The sequence below is a fragment of the Frateuria sp. GZRe14 genome, assembly GCF_051900395.1.
GTDB classification, from domain to species: Bacteria; Pseudomonadota; Gammaproteobacteria; order Xanthomonadales; family Rhodanobacteraceae; genus Frateuria_A; species Frateuria_A edaphi.
The window spans coordinates 1,364,965-1,382,531 of record NZ_JBHZGJ010000001.1 but is presented as its reverse complement, the minus strand read 5'-3'; the positions used below and the strand labels follow the sequence as shown (position 1 = coordinate 1,382,531).

Annotated in this window: 18 protein-coding genes; all 18 read right to left on the bottom strand. The window is 66.3% G+C overall.

Annotated features, from left to right (window positions below; all coding sequences use genetic code 11):
- Window positions 1–2 precede the first annotated feature (2 nt).
- The 18 genes from ACFWZ1_RS06365 to tssB all read right to left on the bottom strand — a co-directional run bounded on the left by ACFWZ1_RS06365 (window position 3) and on the right by tssB (window position 17,251).
- Complete coding sequence (locus ACFWZ1_RS06365; protein WP_439665806.1) at window positions 3–1,370, bottom strand: tetratricopeptide repeat protein; 1,368 nt, start codon at window positions 1,368–1,370, stop codon at window positions 3–5.
- A 127-nt stretch (window positions 1,371–1,497) separates the two neighbouring features.
- Window positions 1,498–2,007 (bottom strand): DUF6795 domain-containing protein, encoded by a 510-nt coding sequence (locus ACFWZ1_RS06360; RefSeq protein WP_439665805.1) that lies wholly within the window; start codon window positions 2,005–2,007, stop codon window positions 1,498–1,500.
- Window positions 2,007–2,294, bottom strand: coding sequence for a PAAR domain-containing protein (locus tag ACFWZ1_RS06355; protein ID WP_439665804.1), 288 nt, complete (start codon window positions 2,292–2,294; stop codon window positions 2,007–2,009). Before ACFWZ1_RS06355 ends, ACFWZ1_RS06360 begins: the two co-directional genes overlap by 1 nt.
- Window positions 2,295–2,595: 301 nt before the next feature.
- Complete coding sequence (locus tag ACFWZ1_RS06350) at window positions 2,596–3,609, bottom strand: hypothetical protein (protein ID WP_439665803.1); 1,014 nt, start codon at window positions 3,607–3,609, stop codon at window positions 2,596–2,598.
- A 339-nt stretch (window positions 3,610–3,948) separates the two neighbouring features.
- Window positions 3,949–4,491, bottom strand: a complete 543-nt coding sequence (locus ACFWZ1_RS06345; protein ID WP_439665802.1) for a hypothetical protein — start codon at window positions 4,489–4,491, stop codon at window positions 3,949–3,951.
- 70 nt (window positions 4,492–4,561) lie between these two features.
- The gene (locus ACFWZ1_RS06340) at window positions 4,562–4,993 is read right to left on the bottom strand and encodes a hypothetical protein (RefSeq protein WP_439665801.1); all 432 of its coding nucleotides are present in this window, start codon (window positions 4,991–4,993) and stop codon (window positions 4,562–4,564) included.
- A gap of 60 nt (window positions 4,994–5,053) precedes the next feature.
- Window positions 5,054–5,398 carry a hypothetical protein gene (locus ACFWZ1_RS06335; RefSeq protein ID WP_439665800.1) on the bottom strand — a complete coding sequence of 115 codons (345 nt, stop codon included), beginning with the start codon at window positions 5,396–5,398 and terminating at the stop codon, window positions 5,054–5,056.
- On the bottom strand, window positions 5,395–5,811 hold the full coding sequence (locus tag ACFWZ1_RS06330) for a hypothetical protein (RefSeq protein WP_439665799.1): 417 nt from the start codon (window positions 5,809–5,811) through the stop codon (window positions 5,395–5,397). Before ACFWZ1_RS06330 ends, ACFWZ1_RS06335 begins: the two co-directional genes overlap by 4 nt.
- Window positions 5,812–5,961: 150 nt before the next feature.
- On the bottom strand, window positions 5,962–6,306 hold the full coding sequence (locus ACFWZ1_RS06325; RefSeq protein ID WP_439665798.1) for a hypothetical protein: 345 nt from the start codon (window positions 6,304–6,306) through the stop codon (window positions 5,962–5,964).
- 122 nt (window positions 6,307–6,428) lie between these two features.
- Window positions 6,429–7,508 (bottom strand): M35 family metallo-endopeptidase, encoded by a 1,080-nt coding sequence (locus ACFWZ1_RS06320; RefSeq protein ID WP_231324738.1) that lies wholly within the window; start codon window positions 7,506–7,508, stop codon window positions 6,429–6,431.
- Between the two features lie 39 nt (window positions 7,509–7,547).
- Window positions 7,548–10,283 carry a type VI secretion system ATPase TssH gene (gene tssH, locus ACFWZ1_RS06315; protein WP_439665797.1) on the bottom strand — a complete coding sequence of 912 codons (2,736 nt, stop codon included), beginning with the start codon at window positions 10,281–10,283 and terminating at the stop codon, window positions 7,548–7,550.
- A 69-nt stretch (window positions 10,284–10,352) separates the two neighbouring features.
- A complete protein-coding gene (gene tssG, locus ACFWZ1_RS06310; protein ID WP_439665796.1) occupies window positions 10,353–11,375 on the bottom strand; it encodes a type VI secretion system baseplate subunit TssG in 1,023 nt (340 codons plus the stop codon).
- Window positions 11,339–13,222, bottom strand: a complete 1,884-nt coding sequence (gene tssF, locus ACFWZ1_RS06305) for a type VI secretion system baseplate subunit TssF (protein WP_439665795.1) — start codon at window positions 13,220–13,222, stop codon at window positions 11,339–11,341. The genes tssG and tssF overlap by 37 nt, the downstream gene beginning before the upstream one ends.
- 4 nt (window positions 13,223–13,226) lie before the next feature.
- Window positions 13,227–13,730 carry a type VI secretion system baseplate subunit TssE gene (tssE, locus tag ACFWZ1_RS06300; protein WP_231324730.1) on the bottom strand — a complete coding sequence of 168 codons (504 nt, stop codon included), beginning with the start codon at window positions 13,728–13,730 and terminating at the stop codon, window positions 13,227–13,229.
- Window positions 13,730–14,530 carry a type VI secretion system accessory protein TagJ gene (locus ACFWZ1_RS06295; RefSeq protein WP_425600825.1) on the bottom strand — a complete coding sequence of 267 codons (801 nt, stop codon included), beginning with the start codon at window positions 14,528–14,530 and terminating at the stop codon, window positions 13,730–13,732. Before ACFWZ1_RS06295 ends, tssE begins: the two co-directional genes overlap by 1 nt.
- A gap of 53 nt (window positions 14,531–14,583) precedes the next feature.
- On the bottom strand, window positions 14,584–15,087 hold the full coding sequence (locus tag ACFWZ1_RS06290; RefSeq protein WP_231324726.1) for an Hcp family type VI secretion system effector: 504 nt from the start codon (window positions 15,085–15,087) through the stop codon (window positions 14,584–14,586).
- A gap of 159 nt (window positions 15,088–15,246) precedes the next feature.
- Window positions 15,247–16,740, bottom strand: a complete 1,494-nt coding sequence (tssC, locus tag ACFWZ1_RS06285; protein ID WP_231324724.1) for a type VI secretion system contractile sheath large subunit — start codon at window positions 16,738–16,740, stop codon at window positions 15,247–15,249.
- Between the two features lie 4 nt (window positions 16,741–16,744).
- Window positions 16,745–17,251 (bottom strand): type VI secretion system contractile sheath small subunit, encoded by a 507-nt coding sequence (gene tssB, locus ACFWZ1_RS06280; RefSeq protein WP_231324722.1) that lies wholly within the window; start codon window positions 17,249–17,251, stop codon window positions 16,745–16,747.
- Between the last annotated feature and the right edge of the window lie 316 nt (window positions 17,252–17,567).

The following is a 17,567-nucleotide window of genomic DNA, read 5'->3' as shown; positions in this document are numbered from 1 at the left end:
CCTCAGGGCTGGCGTTGTGCCAGCACGACCCAGCCGGCGACCGCCTGGCCGGCTTCGCGGCGCAGCGTGTCGGCCTGGATGCGCACGTTCCCGAAGCCACTGGAAGCCAGCACGCGCTCGACGTAGCCGCGGCCGTGGCGATAACGCCCGCTCGGCGTGATTTCCAGGTCTCCGGACTCGTCGGCCTTGGCCTCGAGGGTGAATCCGAGCCAGCCGTTGGGCCGGAGGGCCGCGTACGCGGCGACCAGCACTTCTTCCAGCCGGCCGAAGTACACCAGCGTGTCGGCCGACAGCACGAGGTCATAGGCGTCCGGATGCGCCTGCAGGTAGCTGGTCAGTTCGGCCACCTCCAGCGCGTCGTAACCGCCACGCAGGCGCGCCTTCTCGACCATGCCGCCGGACAGGTCCACGCCGACCAGGTGCCGCGCGTGAGGACGCACCAGCGGCGCGCATAGTCCCGTGCCGCAACCGGCATCGAGCACGTCCAGGCTTCCGTGCGCAGCAGGCAATACGCCGTCCAGCGCGGCGGCCAGTACCTGCGGCGCGCGGTAATCCAGGTTCTTCAGCAGTTGCTCGTCGAAACTGTCGGCGAAGCCGTCGAACAGCTCGCGCACGTAATCATCGTCGGCGCGCGGCGGCGCATCGGCGCCACCGCAAGCGGCCAGCATGTGGCGCGGCACCGGATTGTCCGGCTCGCGCGCGAGCCAGTCGCGATAGACCTGGCGGGCTTCGTCGTGGCGCTTGAGCGCGTACAGCGTGACGCCCAGCGCCTCCAGCGCGCGCAGGCTGCGTGGATCGATCTCGAACGCGCGGCGGAAGCACTCGGCCGACTGCTCCAGGTGCTCCATGCTCTGCGCGTGGTTGCGCAGGAACAGGCCCAGCAGATAGTGGCCGCGCGCGTCGTCCGGCGCCTGCTGAAGCAGCGTGCCGTATGCCTCGAAAGCCTCGTCCAGGCGATCCTGCACCTCCAGCACCACCGCCAGGTTGCCCTGCGCGTTGTGATGCTCCGAAGCGCATTCGAGCGCGCGCCGGTAGCAGGCTTCCGCCTCGGCGGGCCGACCGCACTCCTTGTGGATGTTGCCCAGGTTGTTGTGCGCGTCCGGGTGGCGCGGGGTGATCTTCAACGCAGTGCGGATGAGCTCCACGCCCTCGTCGCTGCGCCCCTGCTGGTGGCACAGCACGCCCAGGTAATGCAGCGCGTCGGGCTGTGCGGCGTGCAGCTCCAGCACCTCGCGGTAGAGCCGCGCGGCCGTGTCCAGATCGTCCGCCTGGTGGGCGTTCATGGCCTGGCGCAGGACGCCGCGATGGTCGCGCACCGCCGCGGCGGGAGCGGGCCGGCGAAGGTAGGCATGTGCAGGTTCGCGTTTCACGGTGCGTCCTCCGTCTAACAGGCTCGTCAGGTACGTGCTGCTGGCGATTTCGGCCGCCTGCGCTGGTGAGAGTTGCGTTGCCATCCGCTCGTCATCCTTTGAAGACGTCGCCCAGGCCGCGTGGGTGTCACACGGCCTTGCAGATTCCGTAATGCTTGCCCTCGTGTTCGGGCGCGCGCGTCAATTCGCAGACCAGGTTCAGCGGCCGCCCGCCAAGTTCCGACCGGTTGTCGTAGGAATCCTTTCCGTAGCGCCAGGCGAGGTAATGCTGGCCTTCGACATGGATGGTGATGGTCTGCAGCATCATCGGCTGGGCAGGGATCATCCGGCGCAGGCCGGCGCCCCGTTCGATGGCCGGGAAGCGAAAAGCGCCGGTCGCGTCGGGGGTCGCGCGCTGCGGCGGAATCTCTCCCGGGTCGTCCGACCAGATCACCTTCTGGACGAGCTCCGCGCCGGCGACGGGTTGGCCGTCCCGCAACACCGTCCCATGCACTTCGGAAAACAGGACCAGCCGATCGAACGACCCCATGGCGCGCACCCCAGGCAACCCAAGCGACCAAAATACGGCCAGCGCGACCAGGACCGCCGCCAGCCTGCGCGGTGAACTCCGGCGCCCGCGCCTGGCGACGCCTCGCATCAAGCGATCAACACCGTGAAGCAGCCCAGCACGATGGTGCCGCCATGGGCGCAGCTGTCGCCCATGCGTGCAGCGGGCTGGCCACCGATCAGGACCTTCGGCGATCCCAGGATGATGCTGTCGGGCGGGCCCACGCAGGTCGCCATGTCGCCCAGGCGGGCGGCCGGCAGGCCGCCGATCAGCACCTTCGGGGCGCCCGGCGCCGTGATCGGGCCGCCCACGTGGGGCACTACGCCGGTGACCATCGGGCAGACGTGCATGTCGGTGAGGCGGGCGGCAGGTTGCATGCGGTTCCTCGACTGGAAAGTTGCCCGCCCCGGCAAGGCGAGCGGAAATCGCCGTATCCGGCCCGCCAATGGCGACCATCGGCAGCACCGGTTCTACCGCGAAAGGCAGCCATCCTGGATTTCAGCCACCGATCGACCGGTAGCTCCCCTGGCGGTGGCCCGCCGGCCGGGCTGGCCAACGACGCCTATTACGTGAATTCGTAAAACGCGAGCAAATCCGGTCACGCCTCCTTGGGCTGGCCTGCGGAGCCAAGTGGGGCAAACGCCTGCACGCGCCAGGGGTGTCGGCAGGCACCGCGAGTCAGGCCAGCCCGACTTGTTTGAGCGCCTTGCTCTTGACCCCGGCGAAGAAGCCCTTCTTGGTATGCGTGCCCTTGTTGCTGGCAAGCCCCTCCAGCTGCAGGCGCGATCCCTGGATGTCCTTGCTGGCTATCTTGAGCATCGGGTCCATCTGTTTCTTCTTCATCTGCTCCACGCGATCCATCCAGCCCGGCAGGCCGATGTCCGCGACGAACATGTTCGCCACCGACGAGGTGTCGGCGCAGGTCAGCAGGTAACAACCCAGCACGGGGCACTCGTTGAAAACGGTCAGGTCCAGCGTGTTCGGCGTGGCCAGGCGCTTGTTGCCCGCACGCATGTCCTTGATGTCCAGGCCCAGCGAGAACAGCTGCAGTCCCAGGCTGGCCAGCGCATTGGCCGCGCCGATGCCGGCGGTGGTGGCGGTGCCGAAGTCGGCGAACAGGCCGGCGATCTTGGCACCCGTGGCCACGCTCTGCTGCCCCAGCTTCACCGAGTGTCGCGCCAGGTCGCGCTTGATGATCGCCTGGATCGCCTCCGCCGCGGCCAGGGGGTCGCCCGGCCGGAAGCCCTGCTTGTAGTCCGAACTCTTGTAGAGGTTGTAGCCGTCCTGGGCTACGGCCTTGCCGGCCTTGACGAGCTTCACGCCACTGGTAACGACACCCAGGTACGGGGTGATCTCGGCCACCAGCTCTGACAGGACCTCGCCGGACACCGCCTCGATGACGTCTTCGATGCCGGCGACGTCGGCGCACTCGACGATGAAGTCGCTGACCGCTTCCCTCATGCCCGGCAGGCTGGCCAGTTTGCCGACCGTCTTGCCGCCCTTGGCCAGCTTCTGGGTCGAGGACACGACCTTCTTGCCGCTGGAGAGAAGTTCCTTGGCGGTGGACAGCCGGCTCGTCAGGCCGAATTTCAGCTGGGTCCCGGCGAACATGTTGACCAGCAGTTGCCGGCGCGCCTTGGCGAGCTCGCCCAGCGCCAGAAATTCTTCGCGACTCAGTTTGGCAGTCGGCATACCGTTTCCCCCGAATTGATGTTTGTCTGTCCCATCCTGCGCGGCGCCGCGATCCCCGAGGGCGCCGGGCCTGGCGCGATGAAGCTTCCGTTCAATCGTTCCCGGTACGCCAGTATTGGGTCCGTTTCCAGTGGCCGGGGAACGCATCCATGGCCGCGCCTGGCTGTCCCGGTGTCGCACCTCGTGTTCGATCCTGATTACCGCGTCCGCCGCCGAGCCGCATAGAAGTCGCCAATCCTTCGCTGCAGCCCGTTTTCCCGGCCTCAACCCTCACGTGCGTCACCGTCAGGCCAGCCGCCAGGTGGTCGGCCGCCTCGAGCAGCAATCGCGTTTCCGCTCTCAGTAGTTGATCGAGCCATTGAGCCATGTCGCATTGATGGACGAGGATTGCGTGGGCAACGCGCTATTGGGGACGGTGCGTCCGCCCAGTGGATGACGCCATCCGCTCAGCGGCTTCTTGCCCAGCGCATCATTGCCACGGACGATGCCCAACTGGCCCATCAGTGCATGACAGCACCAGCAGGCCGGCTGTGACGCGTAAATGGCCCTTCCCTGCAATGCAGCTGTCGCCTGCGGGATGGACAACCCCTGGTTGATCACCCCCATGGCAATCCACGCACGGATAATCAGCACCTCGGCATGGATGCCACTTGCCTCACTCTTCTTCCATTTGGACAACCCGGTGATGTCGCGGAAGGCCCAGTCGCGCGCATCGTCGACGGTGCCATTGCTCCCGAACTGGGTGCTCAGCTGCACCACGGCATTGAGCACGGGGTCCCAATTGCCGTTCTGCGTCGCCGCCACGCGCGGGGACCATCCGTAGGCAGACGTCTTCTGGTTGTCGTCGTAGAGGTCTTCGAATACTTCGGATGGAACGCCCATGTCGTCTCCCGGCTCTGGCGAACGATGCGCGCGCAGCTTCCCAGCGCGAAAGGCTCAGGCTGCATGCGGTCTACGCATGAATCCTGTGGTCGTCGCGCGTACCGTTGTAGGAAGCGTGGCCGGCCTGATACAGGATGGTCACGGGCACCTCTTCGACGGTCAGGCCACTTATCCTGTGGCAGCGGTTGTATTCCCCCTTGTTGGCCGTCACCTCGATGCTTATCGTGCAGCTTGCGGACAGCTCCAGCAGAGCCGCGTGGCATTTCTCACAGGGAAAGGCGTTCTGATCCAGTCTCACGTTCCCCAGTTGGGTGGCGGTGACACAGGACAATGCCCTCATCTCCGCGTGGTCCGTGCAACCGTGCTTGGCCGCGGCGCTGATCGCCGTCTTCGCACTGCCGGAGATGATCTTGAAGCAGCTCGCCGACCCCTTTTCGGTCCATCCGCCACCACCCTCGCGCGGAATGCTTACCGCGCTTACGATCTCGCCTTCTTTTGGCATGCCACGCTCCCTTGATCGGACACCGACGGCACGTGTCGCGCCGGCACTGGTTCTCCAACATCAGCACACCCGGGCGTCGGCAAGGCCGACACGATGGATGCGCCCCCTCTCGTCCTCCACCACGAGCAGGCCGCGCATGGCATCGATGCTCATGTTCCTGAAGAACGTCCATTCCACGCCCGTTTCGATGCCCGGACCGACGGGCGACGCATACAGGCGCTTGACCCACAGCCGCTTCCCGGACCCGATGTCGGTCGCCACCACGTAGCCTCCTGGCAAAAGGCCTTCAGCCGCCAGGTTCTTCAACTGTTCGTAGCGGACGCCATCGTGGACGACCGGCGGCAGCTCCGGCGGACGGCCACGACCGCGCGCTGCGACCGGTGTTGGGTCCGGTGGAAAATTCATTGGCCTTCGCGCGACTTATGGACGGAATCGGGGCCGCTTTTCCACGTAGAGGGGCGCTCGCGCAGATCCATCCCGTATTTTCCGCCGACTTCGCCCTGGATCTCGATCCGCTGACCGTCCGGCAGCAGTTGCGTGCTCTTGAAGCAGCGTCCAGGCGTGCTCACGCCGACGGCCTCCTGGCCTGGCACCCCGTACACCTCGAGCATCCATCGGCGCTCCCCCATCGCCTGGTCGATAGCGACCAGGTAGCCGCCCGACTGGACGCCACCGTGGCGGTAACTCTGCATGTCCTGTTCGTAGCGCACGCCGTCCCGGGCGATGGACGCAACGGCGCCAGAAGACGGGCGGCTGGAAACAGGCATGTGATCGTTCACGGTGTGCGCCTCGTCGGTGGACAGTGAGTCGGGCGGCATGGGTGTTTGGTCGATGCACGCGCCCGGAGGGCCAGCAGAAGTCCCCACATGCAAACCAGCATGGCGACCGCGCGGGCTGGCCACGTACCGGGCACGCGTGCACTCATACGACGTCCCGCCCCACGCACATGGCGGCGACTTGTTACGCCATCAGTGCACGCGGCCGTCGGCGAGGTCGACCTGGTAGCTGCGCCCTTTCTCATCCTCGACGATCAGCGCACCCCGACTGGCGTCCAGACGCATGCTCTTGAAAAACGACCACTGCACGTCAGCTTCGATGTTCGGATCGACTTTCGATTCATACAGCCGGCTGATCCACAACCGCTTGCCGGAGTCCACCTCCGTGGCCACCACATAGCCGCCCGGGGCCAGCCCTTCGGCGGTCAAATTCTTCACCTGTTCATAGCGCACGCCGTCGTGGACGACGGGGGCCACCGCCGGTGGACGGCCGCGGCTGCCCGAAACCATCGGGGGTTGATCGAAGGGGGAACTCATGGGGATCTCCTTAGTGTTGGATTCCTGGGCGCCGGAAAGGCCGCCCGCACACGACGCGATCGGCAACGCACCGGCCAGTACCAGCGCAACGAGACGCAGGCGTCCTCGCGACCGCTGGCCGTTCACGGCAGCCTCAGTGCTTCGGCGCGCTCGGACGGGGTAAGGCCGCCGGCGGCGTCCACCACGAAATAGGCCCAATTTTCCGCATTGAGCACGGCCTTGTTGCCCTTGAACTTGCTGTCCTTGGGGTTGATACCCTGCCACCCGTAGGAATTGTTCTGCGGGTAGTCTTCCGTGTCGAGCTCCGAATGGGTCAGCTCGTGGATGATGACCCGAGCCCAGTTGGCGCGGCCGGAAAGCACGTTGCCGCCTTTGGCGAAGAAGCCCTTCTCTATGTAGACCACCTTTTGCTTGTCCTTCCAGCCGCCCGAGAACACGAACGCCTCGGATTGCTCCATGTCGTCGCCACGGAAGAACGGGCAATCGGTAAAGATGAGGCGGTTGGAGAGCAGCGTGTTCTGGACCTTCTTCAGCCCCGCGGCAAGATCCGAGGTGATCTTGGCCAGGTCGGTGGCGGAGGTATCCTCCGTTTCGAACCAGCGTTTGACCAGTTCCTCGCCTTTGCCCTTGCCGGACAGTGCCATCAACGCCTTCTGCACCTGCGCGCGTGCGAGCTGGGCGCCGTCGGCCATGTATTTTTTCTGCGAGGAGGAGAAATACTCGCGCTTGTCCGCCACTCGGGACAGCAAGGCGCGTTCGTCGCTCCCAAGGGTCGCCAGTTCCACGCTCGGCCAGTTCTTGTACTTCGCGGGCGTGTTGACGACCCAAAAGCCGCTCGCCCCCTTCTTGGCCAGGAAATCGGTGTGCAGCAGCAACTTCAGCGCGGCCGAAGCGGCGGCTACATCCGCGCCGCCGGTGTAGCTGCGCGTCTTGCCTTTGGTCGCGTAGGCGTTGGCCATGGCCAGGACCCGCTGGGCCGGTTCCATGTTCTCCCCGCCACCGAACAGGCTCTTGAGGCTCCAATCGCCGAGGTTGATGGCCTTGTGGAAACTGGAAAGCGCGGCGCTCTGGGTGTCGTCGAAGCCATCCTCGCCCATGAGCGATTTGAGCTTCTTCAGCATGGCATCGGCGTCACTGCTGAACTTGCCGCCCAGCACCGACTGTCGGGCGCGTTTGTATTCTTCGGAAAAGTTGTGGCTCATATGTCCTCGATGGCGTCCTGCAGGTAGCCCGCGCCGAACTCAGGCAAAGGCGTAGTCGAAGTCCCCTTCCTTCACACTCACCTGGACGCCGGCTACCGGCCGTCCTTCGATCATCCGGGTGAGGAATTCGCGACTGATATCCGGAAGCATCGTATTGGTCAGGATCGCGTCGATCATGCGGCCGCCCGATTCGCTCTCGGTGCAGCGGCTGACCACCAGCTTGACCACGGCTTCGTCGTACTCGAACGGAATCTTGTAGCGCGCCTCGATGCGCTTCTTGATACGACCCAATTGCAGCTCGACGATCTTGCCCAGCATCTCCGGGCTCAACGGGTAGTACGGAATCGTCACCAGACGGCCCAGCAGCGCCGGAGGGAACACCTTCAGCAGCGGCTCGCGCAACGCCTTGGCGATGCCCTCAGGCTCGGGCATCAGGTCCGGGTCCTGGCACAGGCCGGCGATCAGGTCGGTGCCGGCATTGGTGGTGAGCAGGATCAGCGTGTTCTTGAAATCGATCTGGCGGCCTTCGCCGTCCTCCATGACACCCTTGTCGAACACCTGGAAGAAGATCTCGTGCACGTCCGGATGGGCCTTCTCGACCTCGTCCAGCAACACCACGGAGTACGGCTTGCGGCGCACCGCCTCGGTCAGCACACCGCCCTCGCCGTAACCTACGTAGCCCGGGGGGGCGCCCTTGAGCGTGGAGACCGTGTGCGCCTCCTGGAACTCGCTCATGTTGATGGTGATGATGTTCTGCTCGCCGCCGTAGAGCGCTTCGGCCAGCGCCAGCGCGGTTTCGGTCTTGCCCACGCCCGAGGTGCCGGCCAGCATGAACACGCCGATCGGCTTGTTGGGGTTGTCCAGGCCCGCGCGCGAGGTCTGGATGCGCTTGGCGATCATCTCCATCGCGTGGTCCTGGCCGATCACGCGCTTGCCCATCAGGCTGGGCAGGTTCATGACGGTCTCGAGCTCGCTCTTGACCATGCGGCCGACCGGGATGCCGGTCCAGTCCGACACCACCGAACCGACCGCCACGTAGTCGACGGTGGGCAGGATCAGCGGGCTCTCACCCTGCAATTCGGCCAGTTGCGCCTGCAGGCCCTTCAATTCCTCCAGTGCGGTCGCGCGTTCGGCGTCGGTCAGCGCGGCGCTTGCCACGGCAACCTCGCCAGCCTCGGCGTTGGCCGCCTGCTCCAGCGCGCTGCCGGTGCCCTCGACCGGCGCCGCGTCGCCGCGCAGGCGGGCGCGAATGGCCAGGATTTTCTCGACCAGGCCCTTCTCGACCTGCCAGTTGATCTCCAGTGTTTCGAGCCGCGCCTTGGCGATGGCGAGCTTCTCGCCGGCCGACGCCTCGCGTTCGGCCACGTCCACGCCGACGGTCTTCTCGCGGGCGATGATGGCCAGCTCGGTTTCCAGCGCCTGGATGCGCTTGCGGGTGTCGTCCACTTCCGGCGGCACGGCGTGCTGGCTGATCGCCACGCGCGCGCACGCGGTGTCGAGCAGGCTCACCGCCTTGTCCGGCAGCTGGCGCGCCGGGATGTAGCGGTGCGAGAGCTTGACCGCCGCTTCCAATGCCTCGTCCAGGATCTGCACGCGGTGGTGCTTTTCCATCACGCTGGCGACGCCACGCATCATCAGGATGCCCTTCTCCTCGCTCGGCTCGTCGACCTGCACGGTCTGGAAGCGGCGCGTCAGCGCGGGGTCCTTTTCGATGTGCTTCTTGTACTCGGCCCAGGTGGTGGCGCCGACCGTGCGCAGGTTGCCGCGCGCGAGCGCCGGCTTGAGCAGGTTGGCCGCGTCACCGGTGCCGGCCGCGCCGCCGGCGCCGACCAGCGTGTGGGCTTCGTCGATGAACAGGATGATCGGCTTCGGGCTCGACTGCACTTCCTCGATGACCTGGCGCAGGCGGTTCTCGAACTCGCCCTTCATGCTGGCGCCCGCCTGCAGCAGGCCCACGTCCAGCGTGCGCAGCTCGACGTCCTTGAGCTGCGGCGGCACGTCGCCCTGGGCGATGCGCAGGGCGAAACCTTCGACCACCGCGGTCTTGCCCACGCCCGCCTCGCCGACCAGCATCGGGTTGTTCTGGCGGCGGCGCATCAGGATGTCGACGACCTGGCGGATTTCCTCGTCGCGCCCGACGATCGGGTCGATCTTGCCGTTGCGGGCCTGCTCGGTGAGGTCGACGGTGAACTGCTTGAGCGCCTCCTGCTTGCCCATCTGCGCCGGGCCCATCGCGCCGCTGGCCTCGCCAGGCACCGCACCGCCCATCTGGAAGCCGTCGCTCGCGCTCTGGCCGTCCTCGGGCGAGCCGGCAACGACTTCGGCGAACTTCTCCACCAGCGTCTCGGGCTTGATCTTGTCGAATTCGGGCGAGATGGCGATCAGCGCGTTGCGCAGATGGCGCGTGCGGACCACGCCGACCAACAGGTAACCGGTGCGCACCTGCGCCTCGCCGAACATGAGCGTGGCGAACACCCAGCCGCGCTCGACCGCTTCCTCGACATTGGAGGACAGGTCGGTAATCGTGGTCGAGCCGCGCGGCAGCTTGTCCAGCGCGTCGGTGACGTCGCGCGCGAGGTTCGACGGGTTGATGTTGAACTGCTTGACGATGCGGTGCAGGTCCGAGTCCTGCAGCTGCAGGATCTGGTGAATCCAGTGCACCAGCTCCACATAGGGATTGCCGCGCAGCTTGCAGAAAACGGTGGCGCTTTCGATGCCCCGGTACGCGAGCTTGTTGAGTTTCCCGAACAGGGCGCTGCGACTGATCTCGGCCATGATGTTTCTTCCCTTCGCGTTTGCTGCGGCCCGCATGGCGGCCCGGTCTGATGTTCGCTATGGCGGGCGTCAGCCCACCGGTTTCAGTACGACGTCGTCTGCGTCCGTGCGCGCGGCGCGCTGGCCCAGCCAGGAGGTGAGCCCCAACCGACCACCCTGCCCCAGCCGCATCGCCGGCACCTGGTCGTGCGCGAGCACCAGCTGCACGTCCCAGGCCTTCTCGTCGCCGATGTAGCTGCGTACGGCCGCCACCAATTGCGCCAGCGCAGCGCCACCGGGGAGGAAATGCTCGAACTGGTTGCGCTTGAGCGGTCCCAGGCGCAGGCGGAAGCGCTGCTGCGCGCCCCAGACGTTCCCGCCAATGACCGCCGTGCGGCCCAGGCAAGCCACTTCGGTCGAGCGGCCCAGACGCAGGTACGCCTCGCGCGGCAGGCGCATCCATTCGGCGACGAACTCGACCACGCGCACTGGAATAGCGAAGAAGTGCTGCAGCAGGCTGCGCAGGCCTTCGGCGTTGCGCGTGTGCGCCAGCATGTGGCCGGCGAAAAAGCGCTTGAAGTCATCCGGCAGGGCGTCGCGGCCGTCCAGACCCGGCGTCGCCAGCCCCACCAGCGCGCCGGTGTAGAGACGGAAGCGGTCCTGCGAGGGTCGGTCGGCCTGCACCGTCGGCTGGGCGTTGGCCCAGGCGCGGTAGAACAGGCTCGCCATGCGGTGGTGGAAGACGTCGGCGAAGGCGATCAGCGTGGTGTCGCGCGCGTTCCGCTCGCGGTCGATCGCATATTCGGTCAGGTGCAGCGGCAGCGGCGCATTGGGTCCGAACAGGCCGAAAAACAACGCACGCATACGGGCCGGCCGGCCTTCCGCGGCCGGCCGGTAATCGCCGATGGTGTTCGGCGCGAAGGCCAGTGACGGCGTTTGGCAAAGCCGCACGAAATCTTCCGACGGCTTGGTCGATTCGCCCAGCCGCGGCCGCGTCGGATGCGCGCACTCAAGTTGCCGGATCGCTTCGAAGAAATCGAAGTCCCCCGGCCGCTCCTCGAGCGCGCGCTCGAGCGCTACAGCGTCTGGCGCGAGCCCAGCCGTGCCGGCCATCGGGCGACCTCGTTGCGTTCCAGGGTGCGCAGCACCGTCTCGGTGAAGGAGTTGATCGAGACGTAGCGTGCGAAGAAATGTTGCATGACCGAACCGAGCAGGAAGGCGCCCGTACCTTCGAAGGCGCCTTCGTCGCAGGTCAGTGTGATTTCCAGGCCGCGGCCGAAGCTGATGGGGCCCGGCACAGGAATGCGCCGCACGATCGATTGCGAGCCAACCGCCTTGATGCCGTCGATCTGCCGGCGCGCGGCCGAGTCGAACTCGTCGCAGTAGAGCGTGAGCATCTCGCGCAGCGCAGCGGCGCCATCGGCGTTGCCTTCGCCCAGCAGCGAAACGTAATTCAGCTGCAGGTGGCTGAGCAGCCGCCAGGCGGTCTCGCCGCCAGCGACCGCGGCTCGCGGCTTGGTCGGTCCGGCGACACAACGCACCGATTCGACCGGTGCGCCGATGTCCAGCGTGAAGTCGGTATGCGATTTGCCCACCGGCATCTGCAGCGGCAGGTCGCGGTTGGTGCACATCAGCTGCATGCCGACCTGGCGCAGGCGGCTGGAATACGGCGCCTCGCTGCCATCGACCAGCGCGATGAACAGTTCGCTGCCGACGTAGCTGGAGCGCGCGCCCTGCAGCTTCTGCCGCGACGACAGTTGGCGGGGCTCGCGCCGCACCGTGTAGAACGCGCCGTGCCCGCCCTGCCAGGTGCGCTCATCGCAGCCATAGAAGGCCTGGAAGCGCTGCTCGGGCTCCTGGCTGTCGCCGAAGCCTTCGACGTTGCCGATCGAATGGATCTCGAAATCCATCGGTCGCGTGCGGTCGGCCAGCACGTGGTATTCGGTGCGACCCTGTTGCAGGTGGATGCGATCGGCGCGGCGCGGGAACAGGTTTACCGCCGGCGTGCAGAACAGCCGGAAGTTGCCTGCGTCCACCGCGTTGTGCAGGCGGCTGACGCTGCGGTCGAACAGCACCACGATCTCGAACTCGTTGCCCTGCGCCCGGGCCAGCGCCTGGCGCAGGCCGGTGAACACGGCGAACAGGAAGCGCTCGGGACAGGCGAAGTACTCCTGCAGCAGCCGGTAGCCGCTGAAGGAGCGGCCGCTGTAGGGAATCATCGCCTCGGCGTCGTCGAAGCCCTTGGGCTTGATGCTGCCCGGTTCGAGCCAGGTGCTGGAGATGCCACCCTCGCCCTTGGCGCGCACCGCCACGCCCGCGACATTGCCGAGCAACTGTTCGTACAGACGCTTGGGCAACTCGTCGGCACCGGCCAGGAAGATCGGCAGTTCGTCCATCGCCAGCAGGTTGGCCTGCGCGCCGGCGGTGACCGCGAACTTAAGGCGCAGGCCGGCCCGTACGGTGCGGTCCGCAGGAATGGACACGCCCGCAGCGGCGATGGCCGCTGGCGTATCGAAATACTTTGCCTCGGTGAGCTTGAGCGGCCAGAGCGTGACATCGTGCGCCGTGCGGTATTCGCAGGCAGTGCGGTCATCACGGCCAGTCAGGCTGCGCAGGGCGGTGTGGCGCGGCACCACGTGGCCGCCGACCAGCGCGCTTTCCTTCAGGTCCGCCGCCATCTCCACCACCGCCATCGACGGCACGGGGGCGAGATAATGCGGGTACACCATCTCCATCAGGTGCTGGGTGAACACCGGCTGCTGCGCATCGAGCTTCAGCTGCACGCGTGCGGCGAGGAAGGCAAAGCCCTCAAGCAGGCGCTCGACGTAGGGGTCGGCGCATTCGAAGCCTTCCAGGCCCAGGCGGCCGGCGATCTTCGGGTACTCGCGCGCGAACTCCCCGCCCATCTCGCGCACGTGCTGCAGTTCGCGGTTGTAGTAGCGGAGCAGGCGCGGATCCATGGCTTCAGCCCAGGCTCTCGGAAACGCTGAAGCGACCGGTTTCCAGGTCGATCTCGGTCTTGAGATAGAGGTTCAGCGGAATCGGCTGGGCCCACATTTCCGATTCGATGTTGAAGACCAGCGACTGCTGGTCCATGCGCTTGCCGTCGGTGTTGACGGCCACGCGCAGCGTGCTCCCGGTCAGGCGTGGTTCGAACGCGATCAGCGCCTCGCGCAGCTGGCGCTGCAGGACGCTCGCATCGACGCCCGAGAGCGCCATGCCGGTCAGGTCCGGGATGCCGAAATTGAGTACCGAGCGGGCCACTTCCGGATAATCGTCCAGCTCCACGCCGCTGCCGAGGTTCACGCAGTTGAGCAGCCAGGAAATGTCTCGCGCCACGCAATCGCGCAGGCGCGTGGCGGAGATCACCCGCTTCTCGCGGCTCTCGTCGGCCTTGCCCGGCTCCTCGTCGGTCAGCCGGTCGAGCAACGAGGGCTGCAAGCGCTCCTGGGTGGTCAGCTCGGCCATCAGGCGGCTGGATCGGTATTGAAAACGATGGAGCGCACGTCCAGCAGCGAGTATTCGCCCGCGTCGGTCGCGAGCATGCGCTGGCCCAGCCCGACGACCAGGCCGGAATCGCGTTCCTCCCAATCGGTACGACGCGCGAGCACCAGTTCGGCATCGGCCGAACGCTCCGAGGCCGGGTAGCGGCACGGCACGAAGCCGACCGCCTGGCCGCCGTTGCTCCAGGTCACCTGTACCGGCGCCCAGATCTTGTCGCGCAGGTCGGTGGGCGCTTCGAAAACCAGTTGCTTCAAGCGGTCGAACGGCACCCAGGCATAACCGCCGTTGACCACCATTTCCAGGCATGGACCGAAACGCGGGTCCGCGTCGGCGATCCATTCGAATGCCTCGCCGTCGATCTCGCCCGACACGGTCGGCGCCAGTTCGAAGGCCTGTTCACGCAGCGGCGCCGCTTGCGTGTGCTGCCCCTGTGCATCGAGCCTGAGCGCCTGCAGCAGCAGCGCCATCCACTGGGACGGCTCGCCCACCACCGAAGGCATGCGCTCGCCGGCGAGCACGCCGACGCGCATCATTTCGCCCCGCAGGGCCTGCGCATAGGCGCCGGCCATCAGGGTGTTGTTCACGTCCAGCTCGCCGCTGACCTTCAGCTGCGCCTGTGCGCGGTCCCACTGGCCGAGCAGGGCCAGCAGCTGGAACAGGAACACCCGGCAGCGCGCGTCCGCCGGGTTGTTCCGCACCTGCGAGGTGAGGCCCTGCAACGCCTCGTCCAGGCGACCTTCCTTCAGCATGTTCTCGGGTGTCATGGTCACGCCCCTGGAGGTTTCCGGTACGCCTGGGAAGGCGTTGCAGGTCAGGATCAGGCCTTGGCCACGCCCTGGATGTCGTAGGTGAATTCCTTGGCGCCGCCCTGCTTGGCACCCTTGTCGTCCTGCGGCTGGAACGAGTACTTGAACTTGCCAAAGTGCAGGGTGATGTTCTCGGTCAGGCGATCTTCGCCGCCGCTGCCGCCGGTCGACACGGAGGTCACCAGCACGCCCTCGGAGAGCTCGATGGTGAGGAAGTCGGTCTGCTCACCGGTGGCGTTGGTGACGTACAGCCAGGCCTGGTCCATGCGACCGCCCGTGCAGACCGCGTCCAGCAGCGCGTTGGAGCAGCCGTCGACGTACTTGGTGATCGAGATGTCCTGCACGTGGGCCTTGCCGCCGCTGGCCGAGCCACCGCCGGTATGCAGGTCGCCGGTGTTGCTCACGCCCCACGACCAGGCAAGGATCGGCACCTCGCCCTTGTGCTTCTTGTGGTTGGACGCGCCTTCGATCTTGACCTTGCCGGCGCCGAACTTGATGTGCATGTCGAATGCCATGAAACCTTCTCCCTACGTTTCGTGATGGATGTTCGATACCGCCGGCGGGACGCGTCCCTGCCCTTCGGATCGTCTTGCTGCGGTGCGGGTGGAACTTCGCCGGTTGGCGCATGCGACACGGCGATGGCGGCATGCGCCGCCATCGCCGGTCGTTGAGCGTCAGGCCTTGGCAGCCGACGGCAGGCGCGAGACCAGCCGCAGCGACACGGTGAGACCCTCGAGCTGGTAATGCGGCTTGAGGAAGAACTTGGAGGTGTAGTAGCCCGGTGCGCCCTCGACCTCTTCCACCACCACTTCGGCGGCCGACAGCGGCTTGCGCGCCTTGGTCTCCTCGCTGGAGTTGGCCGGGTCGCCGTCGACGTACTGCATGACCCAGTTGGTCAGCCAGTTCTGCATCTGCTCGCGGTCGCTGAAGGAGCCGATCTTGTCGCGCACGATGCACTTCAGGTAATGCGCGAAGCGGCAGCAGGCGAACATGTACGGCAGGCGGCAGCTCAGCGCGGCGTTGGCGGTGGCGTCCGGATCGTCGTACTCCTCCGGCTTGGCCAGCGACTGGGCGCTGATGAAGGCGGCCATGTCCGAGTTCTTGCGATGCACCAGCGGCATCAGGCCCATCTTGTCCAGCTCCGCCGAACGGCGGTCGGTGATGGCGATCTCGGTCGGGCACTTCATGTCCACGCCGCCGTCGTCGGTCGGGAAGGCGTGCACCGGCAGGCCTTCGACCGCGCCGCCGGACTCGATGCCGCGGATGCGCGAGCACCAGCCGTAGGCCTTGAACGAGCGGTTGATGTTCACCGCCATCGCGTAGGCGGCGTTCTGCCACGTGTACTTGGAGGAATCGGCACCGGCGGTGTCTTCCTCGAAGTCGAACTCCTCCACCGGGTTGGTGGCGGCACCGTAGGGCAGGCGCGAGAGCGTGCGCGGCATCGCCAGGCCCAAGTACTTGGCGTCGTCCGACTCACGCAGCGAACGCCAGGAGGCGTAGTCGGGCGTGGAGAAGATCTTGGCCAGGTCGCGCGGGTTGGACAGCTCGTTCCAGCTCTCCATGCCCATCAGGCTGGAGTTGGCCGCGGCCAGGAACGGCGCGTGCGCGGCGGCCGCCACCTGGGCGATGCCGCCCAGCAGCTCGACGTCCTGCGGGCTGTGGTCGAAGTAGTAGTCGCCGACCAGGCAGCCGTACGGCTCGCCGCCGAGCTGGCCATATTCCTCTTCGTACATCTTCTTGAAGATCGGGCTCTGGTCCCAGGCGGTGCCCTTGTAGCGCTTGAGCGTCTTGCCCAGCTCCTTCTTGGAGATGTTCATGACGCGGATCTTCAGGAGCTGGTCGGTCTCGGTGTTGTTGACCAGGTAGTGCAGGCCGCGCCAGGCGCTTTCCAGCTTCTGGAAATCGGCGTGGTGCATGATCTGGTTGATCTGCTCGCTGAGCTTGCGGTCGATCTCGGCGATGTAGGCGTTGATCGTCTGGGCGACGTCGTCGGACACCACATCGGACTTGCTCAGCACCTGCTCGGCGAGCGTGCGCACGGCCGACTCGACCTCTTCCTTCGCGCGCTCGCTCTTGGGCTTGAATTCCTTGCTCAGCAGCGCGGCGAAGTCGCCGGCTTCGAGGGTTTCGGTGGCTTGGCCGCGTTCGGCCAGGGTCTCGGTGGACATGTGCTTACTCCCCGTCGCTCGGCTTGGCGGCCGAGACCAGCGACTGCAGCAGGGCCGGATCGTTGATCGCCTGGGCGATCAGCTTCTCCGCGCCGGCCTTGCCGTCCATGTAGGTATTGAGGTTGGCCAGTTGCGTGCGGGCCTCGAGCAGCTTGGCGACCGGGGCGACCCGGCGCGCCACGGCGGCGGGCGAGAAGTCGTCCATGCTCTCGAAGGTGATGTCGACGCTGAGGTTGCCCTCGCCGGTCAGCGTGTTGGGCACCGCGAAGGACACGCGCGGCTTCATCGACTGCAGGCGGCTGTCGAAGTTGTCGACGTCGATCTCCAGCGCCTTGCGGTCCTCGATCGGCGGCAGTTCGGCGTTGTTGGCGCCGGACAGGTCGGACATGACGCCCATCACGAACGGCACCTGCACCTTCTTCTGTGCGCCGTAGACCTCGACGTCATACTCGATCTGCACCCGCGGTGCGCGGTTGCGCGCGATGAACTTCTGACTGCTTTGCTTGGCCATTGCGGCTGTCTCCTGGGACTTGAGGTCTTCCGGTTGGAACGCGACGCCTGAGGGCACGCCCGCGGACACGCGGCGCAGCGCGCACACGTCCCTGCAGCGCGTCGACGGCACGGGCGTCGCGGAACGGGACCGTTCCGCTTGCGGCTCTTTCCGACTGGCGTGGCAAAGGGCGGGCTAACGCCTTCCCACTGTTCTAGTGCGTGGGGCCCTTCACGGATCGGCCACGGAGATGAACGATCCGTTCAGTTGGCGTTCACATAGAAAACACGGTCGGGACGGCTCCCGCAAGAACTCGATTGTGGGCAAGCTCTCCCCT

What these genes read in the sequence shown, in the direction of transcription:
- ACFWZ1_RS06360 (WP_439665805.1), bottom strand. Translation starts at nt 2,007, where the DNA reads ATGCGAGGCGTCGCCAGGCGCGGGCGCCGGAGTTCACCGCGCAGGCTG.
- ACFWZ1_RS06355 (WP_439665804.1), bottom strand. Translation starts at nt 2,294, where the DNA reads ATGCAACCTGCCGCCCGCCTCACCGACATGCACGTCTGCCCGATGGTC.
- ACFWZ1_RS06350 (WP_439665803.1), bottom strand. Translation starts at nt 3,609, where the DNA reads ATGCCGACTGCCAAACTGAGTCGCGAAGAATTTCTGGCGCTGGGCGAG.
- ACFWZ1_RS06345 (WP_439665802.1), bottom strand. Translation starts at nt 4,491, where the DNA reads ATGGGCGTTCCATCCGAAGTATTCGAAGACCTCTACGACGACAACCAG.
- ACFWZ1_RS06340 (WP_439665801.1), bottom strand. Translation starts at nt 4,993, where the DNA reads ATGCCAAAAGAAGGCGAGATCGTAAGCGCGGTAAGCATTCCGCGCGAG.
- ACFWZ1_RS06335 (WP_439665800.1), bottom strand. Translation starts at nt 5,398, where the DNA reads ATGAATTTTCCACCGGACCCAACACCGGTCGCAGCGCGCGGTCGTGGC.
- ACFWZ1_RS06330 (WP_439665799.1), bottom strand. Translation starts at nt 5,811, where the DNA reads ATGCCGCCCGACTCACTGTCCACCGACGAGGCGCACACCGTGAACGAT.
- ACFWZ1_RS06325 (WP_439665798.1), bottom strand. Translation starts at nt 6,306, where the DNA reads ATGAGTTCCCCCTTCGATCAACCCCCGATGGTTTCGGGCAGCCGCGGC.
- ACFWZ1_RS06320 (WP_231324738.1), bottom strand. Translation starts at nt 7,508, where the DNA reads ATGAGCCACAACTTTTCCGAAGAATACAAACGCGCCCGACAGTCGGTG.
- tssH (WP_439665797.1), bottom strand. Translation starts at nt 10,283, where the DNA reads ATGGCCGAGATCAGTCGCAGCGCCCTGTTCGGGAAACTCAACAAGCTC.
- tssG (WP_439665796.1), bottom strand. Translation starts at nt 11,375, where the DNA reads ATGGCCGGCACGGCTGGGCTCGCGCCAGACGCTGTAGCGCTCGAGCGC.
- tssF (WP_439665795.1), bottom strand. Translation starts at nt 13,222, where the DNA reads ATGGATCCGCGCCTGCTCCGCTACTACAACCGCGAACTGCAGCACGTG.
- tssE (WP_231324730.1), bottom strand. Translation starts at nt 13,730, where the DNA reads ATGGCCGAGCTGACCACCCAGGAGCGCTTGCAGCCCTCGTTGCTCGAC.
- ACFWZ1_RS06295 (WP_425600825.1), bottom strand. Translation starts at nt 14,530, where the DNA reads ATGACACCCGAGAACATGCTGAAGGAAGGTCGCCTGGACGAGGCGTTG.
- ACFWZ1_RS06290 (WP_231324726.1), bottom strand. Translation starts at nt 15,087, where the DNA reads ATGGCATTCGACATGCACATCAAGTTCGGCGCCGGCAAGGTCAAGATC.
- tssC (WP_231324724.1), bottom strand. Translation starts at nt 16,740, where the DNA reads ATGTCCACCGAGACCCTGGCCGAACGCGGCCAAGCCACCGAAACCCTC.
- tssB (WP_231324722.1), bottom strand. Translation starts at nt 17,251, where the DNA reads ATGGCCAAGCAAAGCAGTCAGAAGTTCATCGCGCGCAACCGCGCACCG.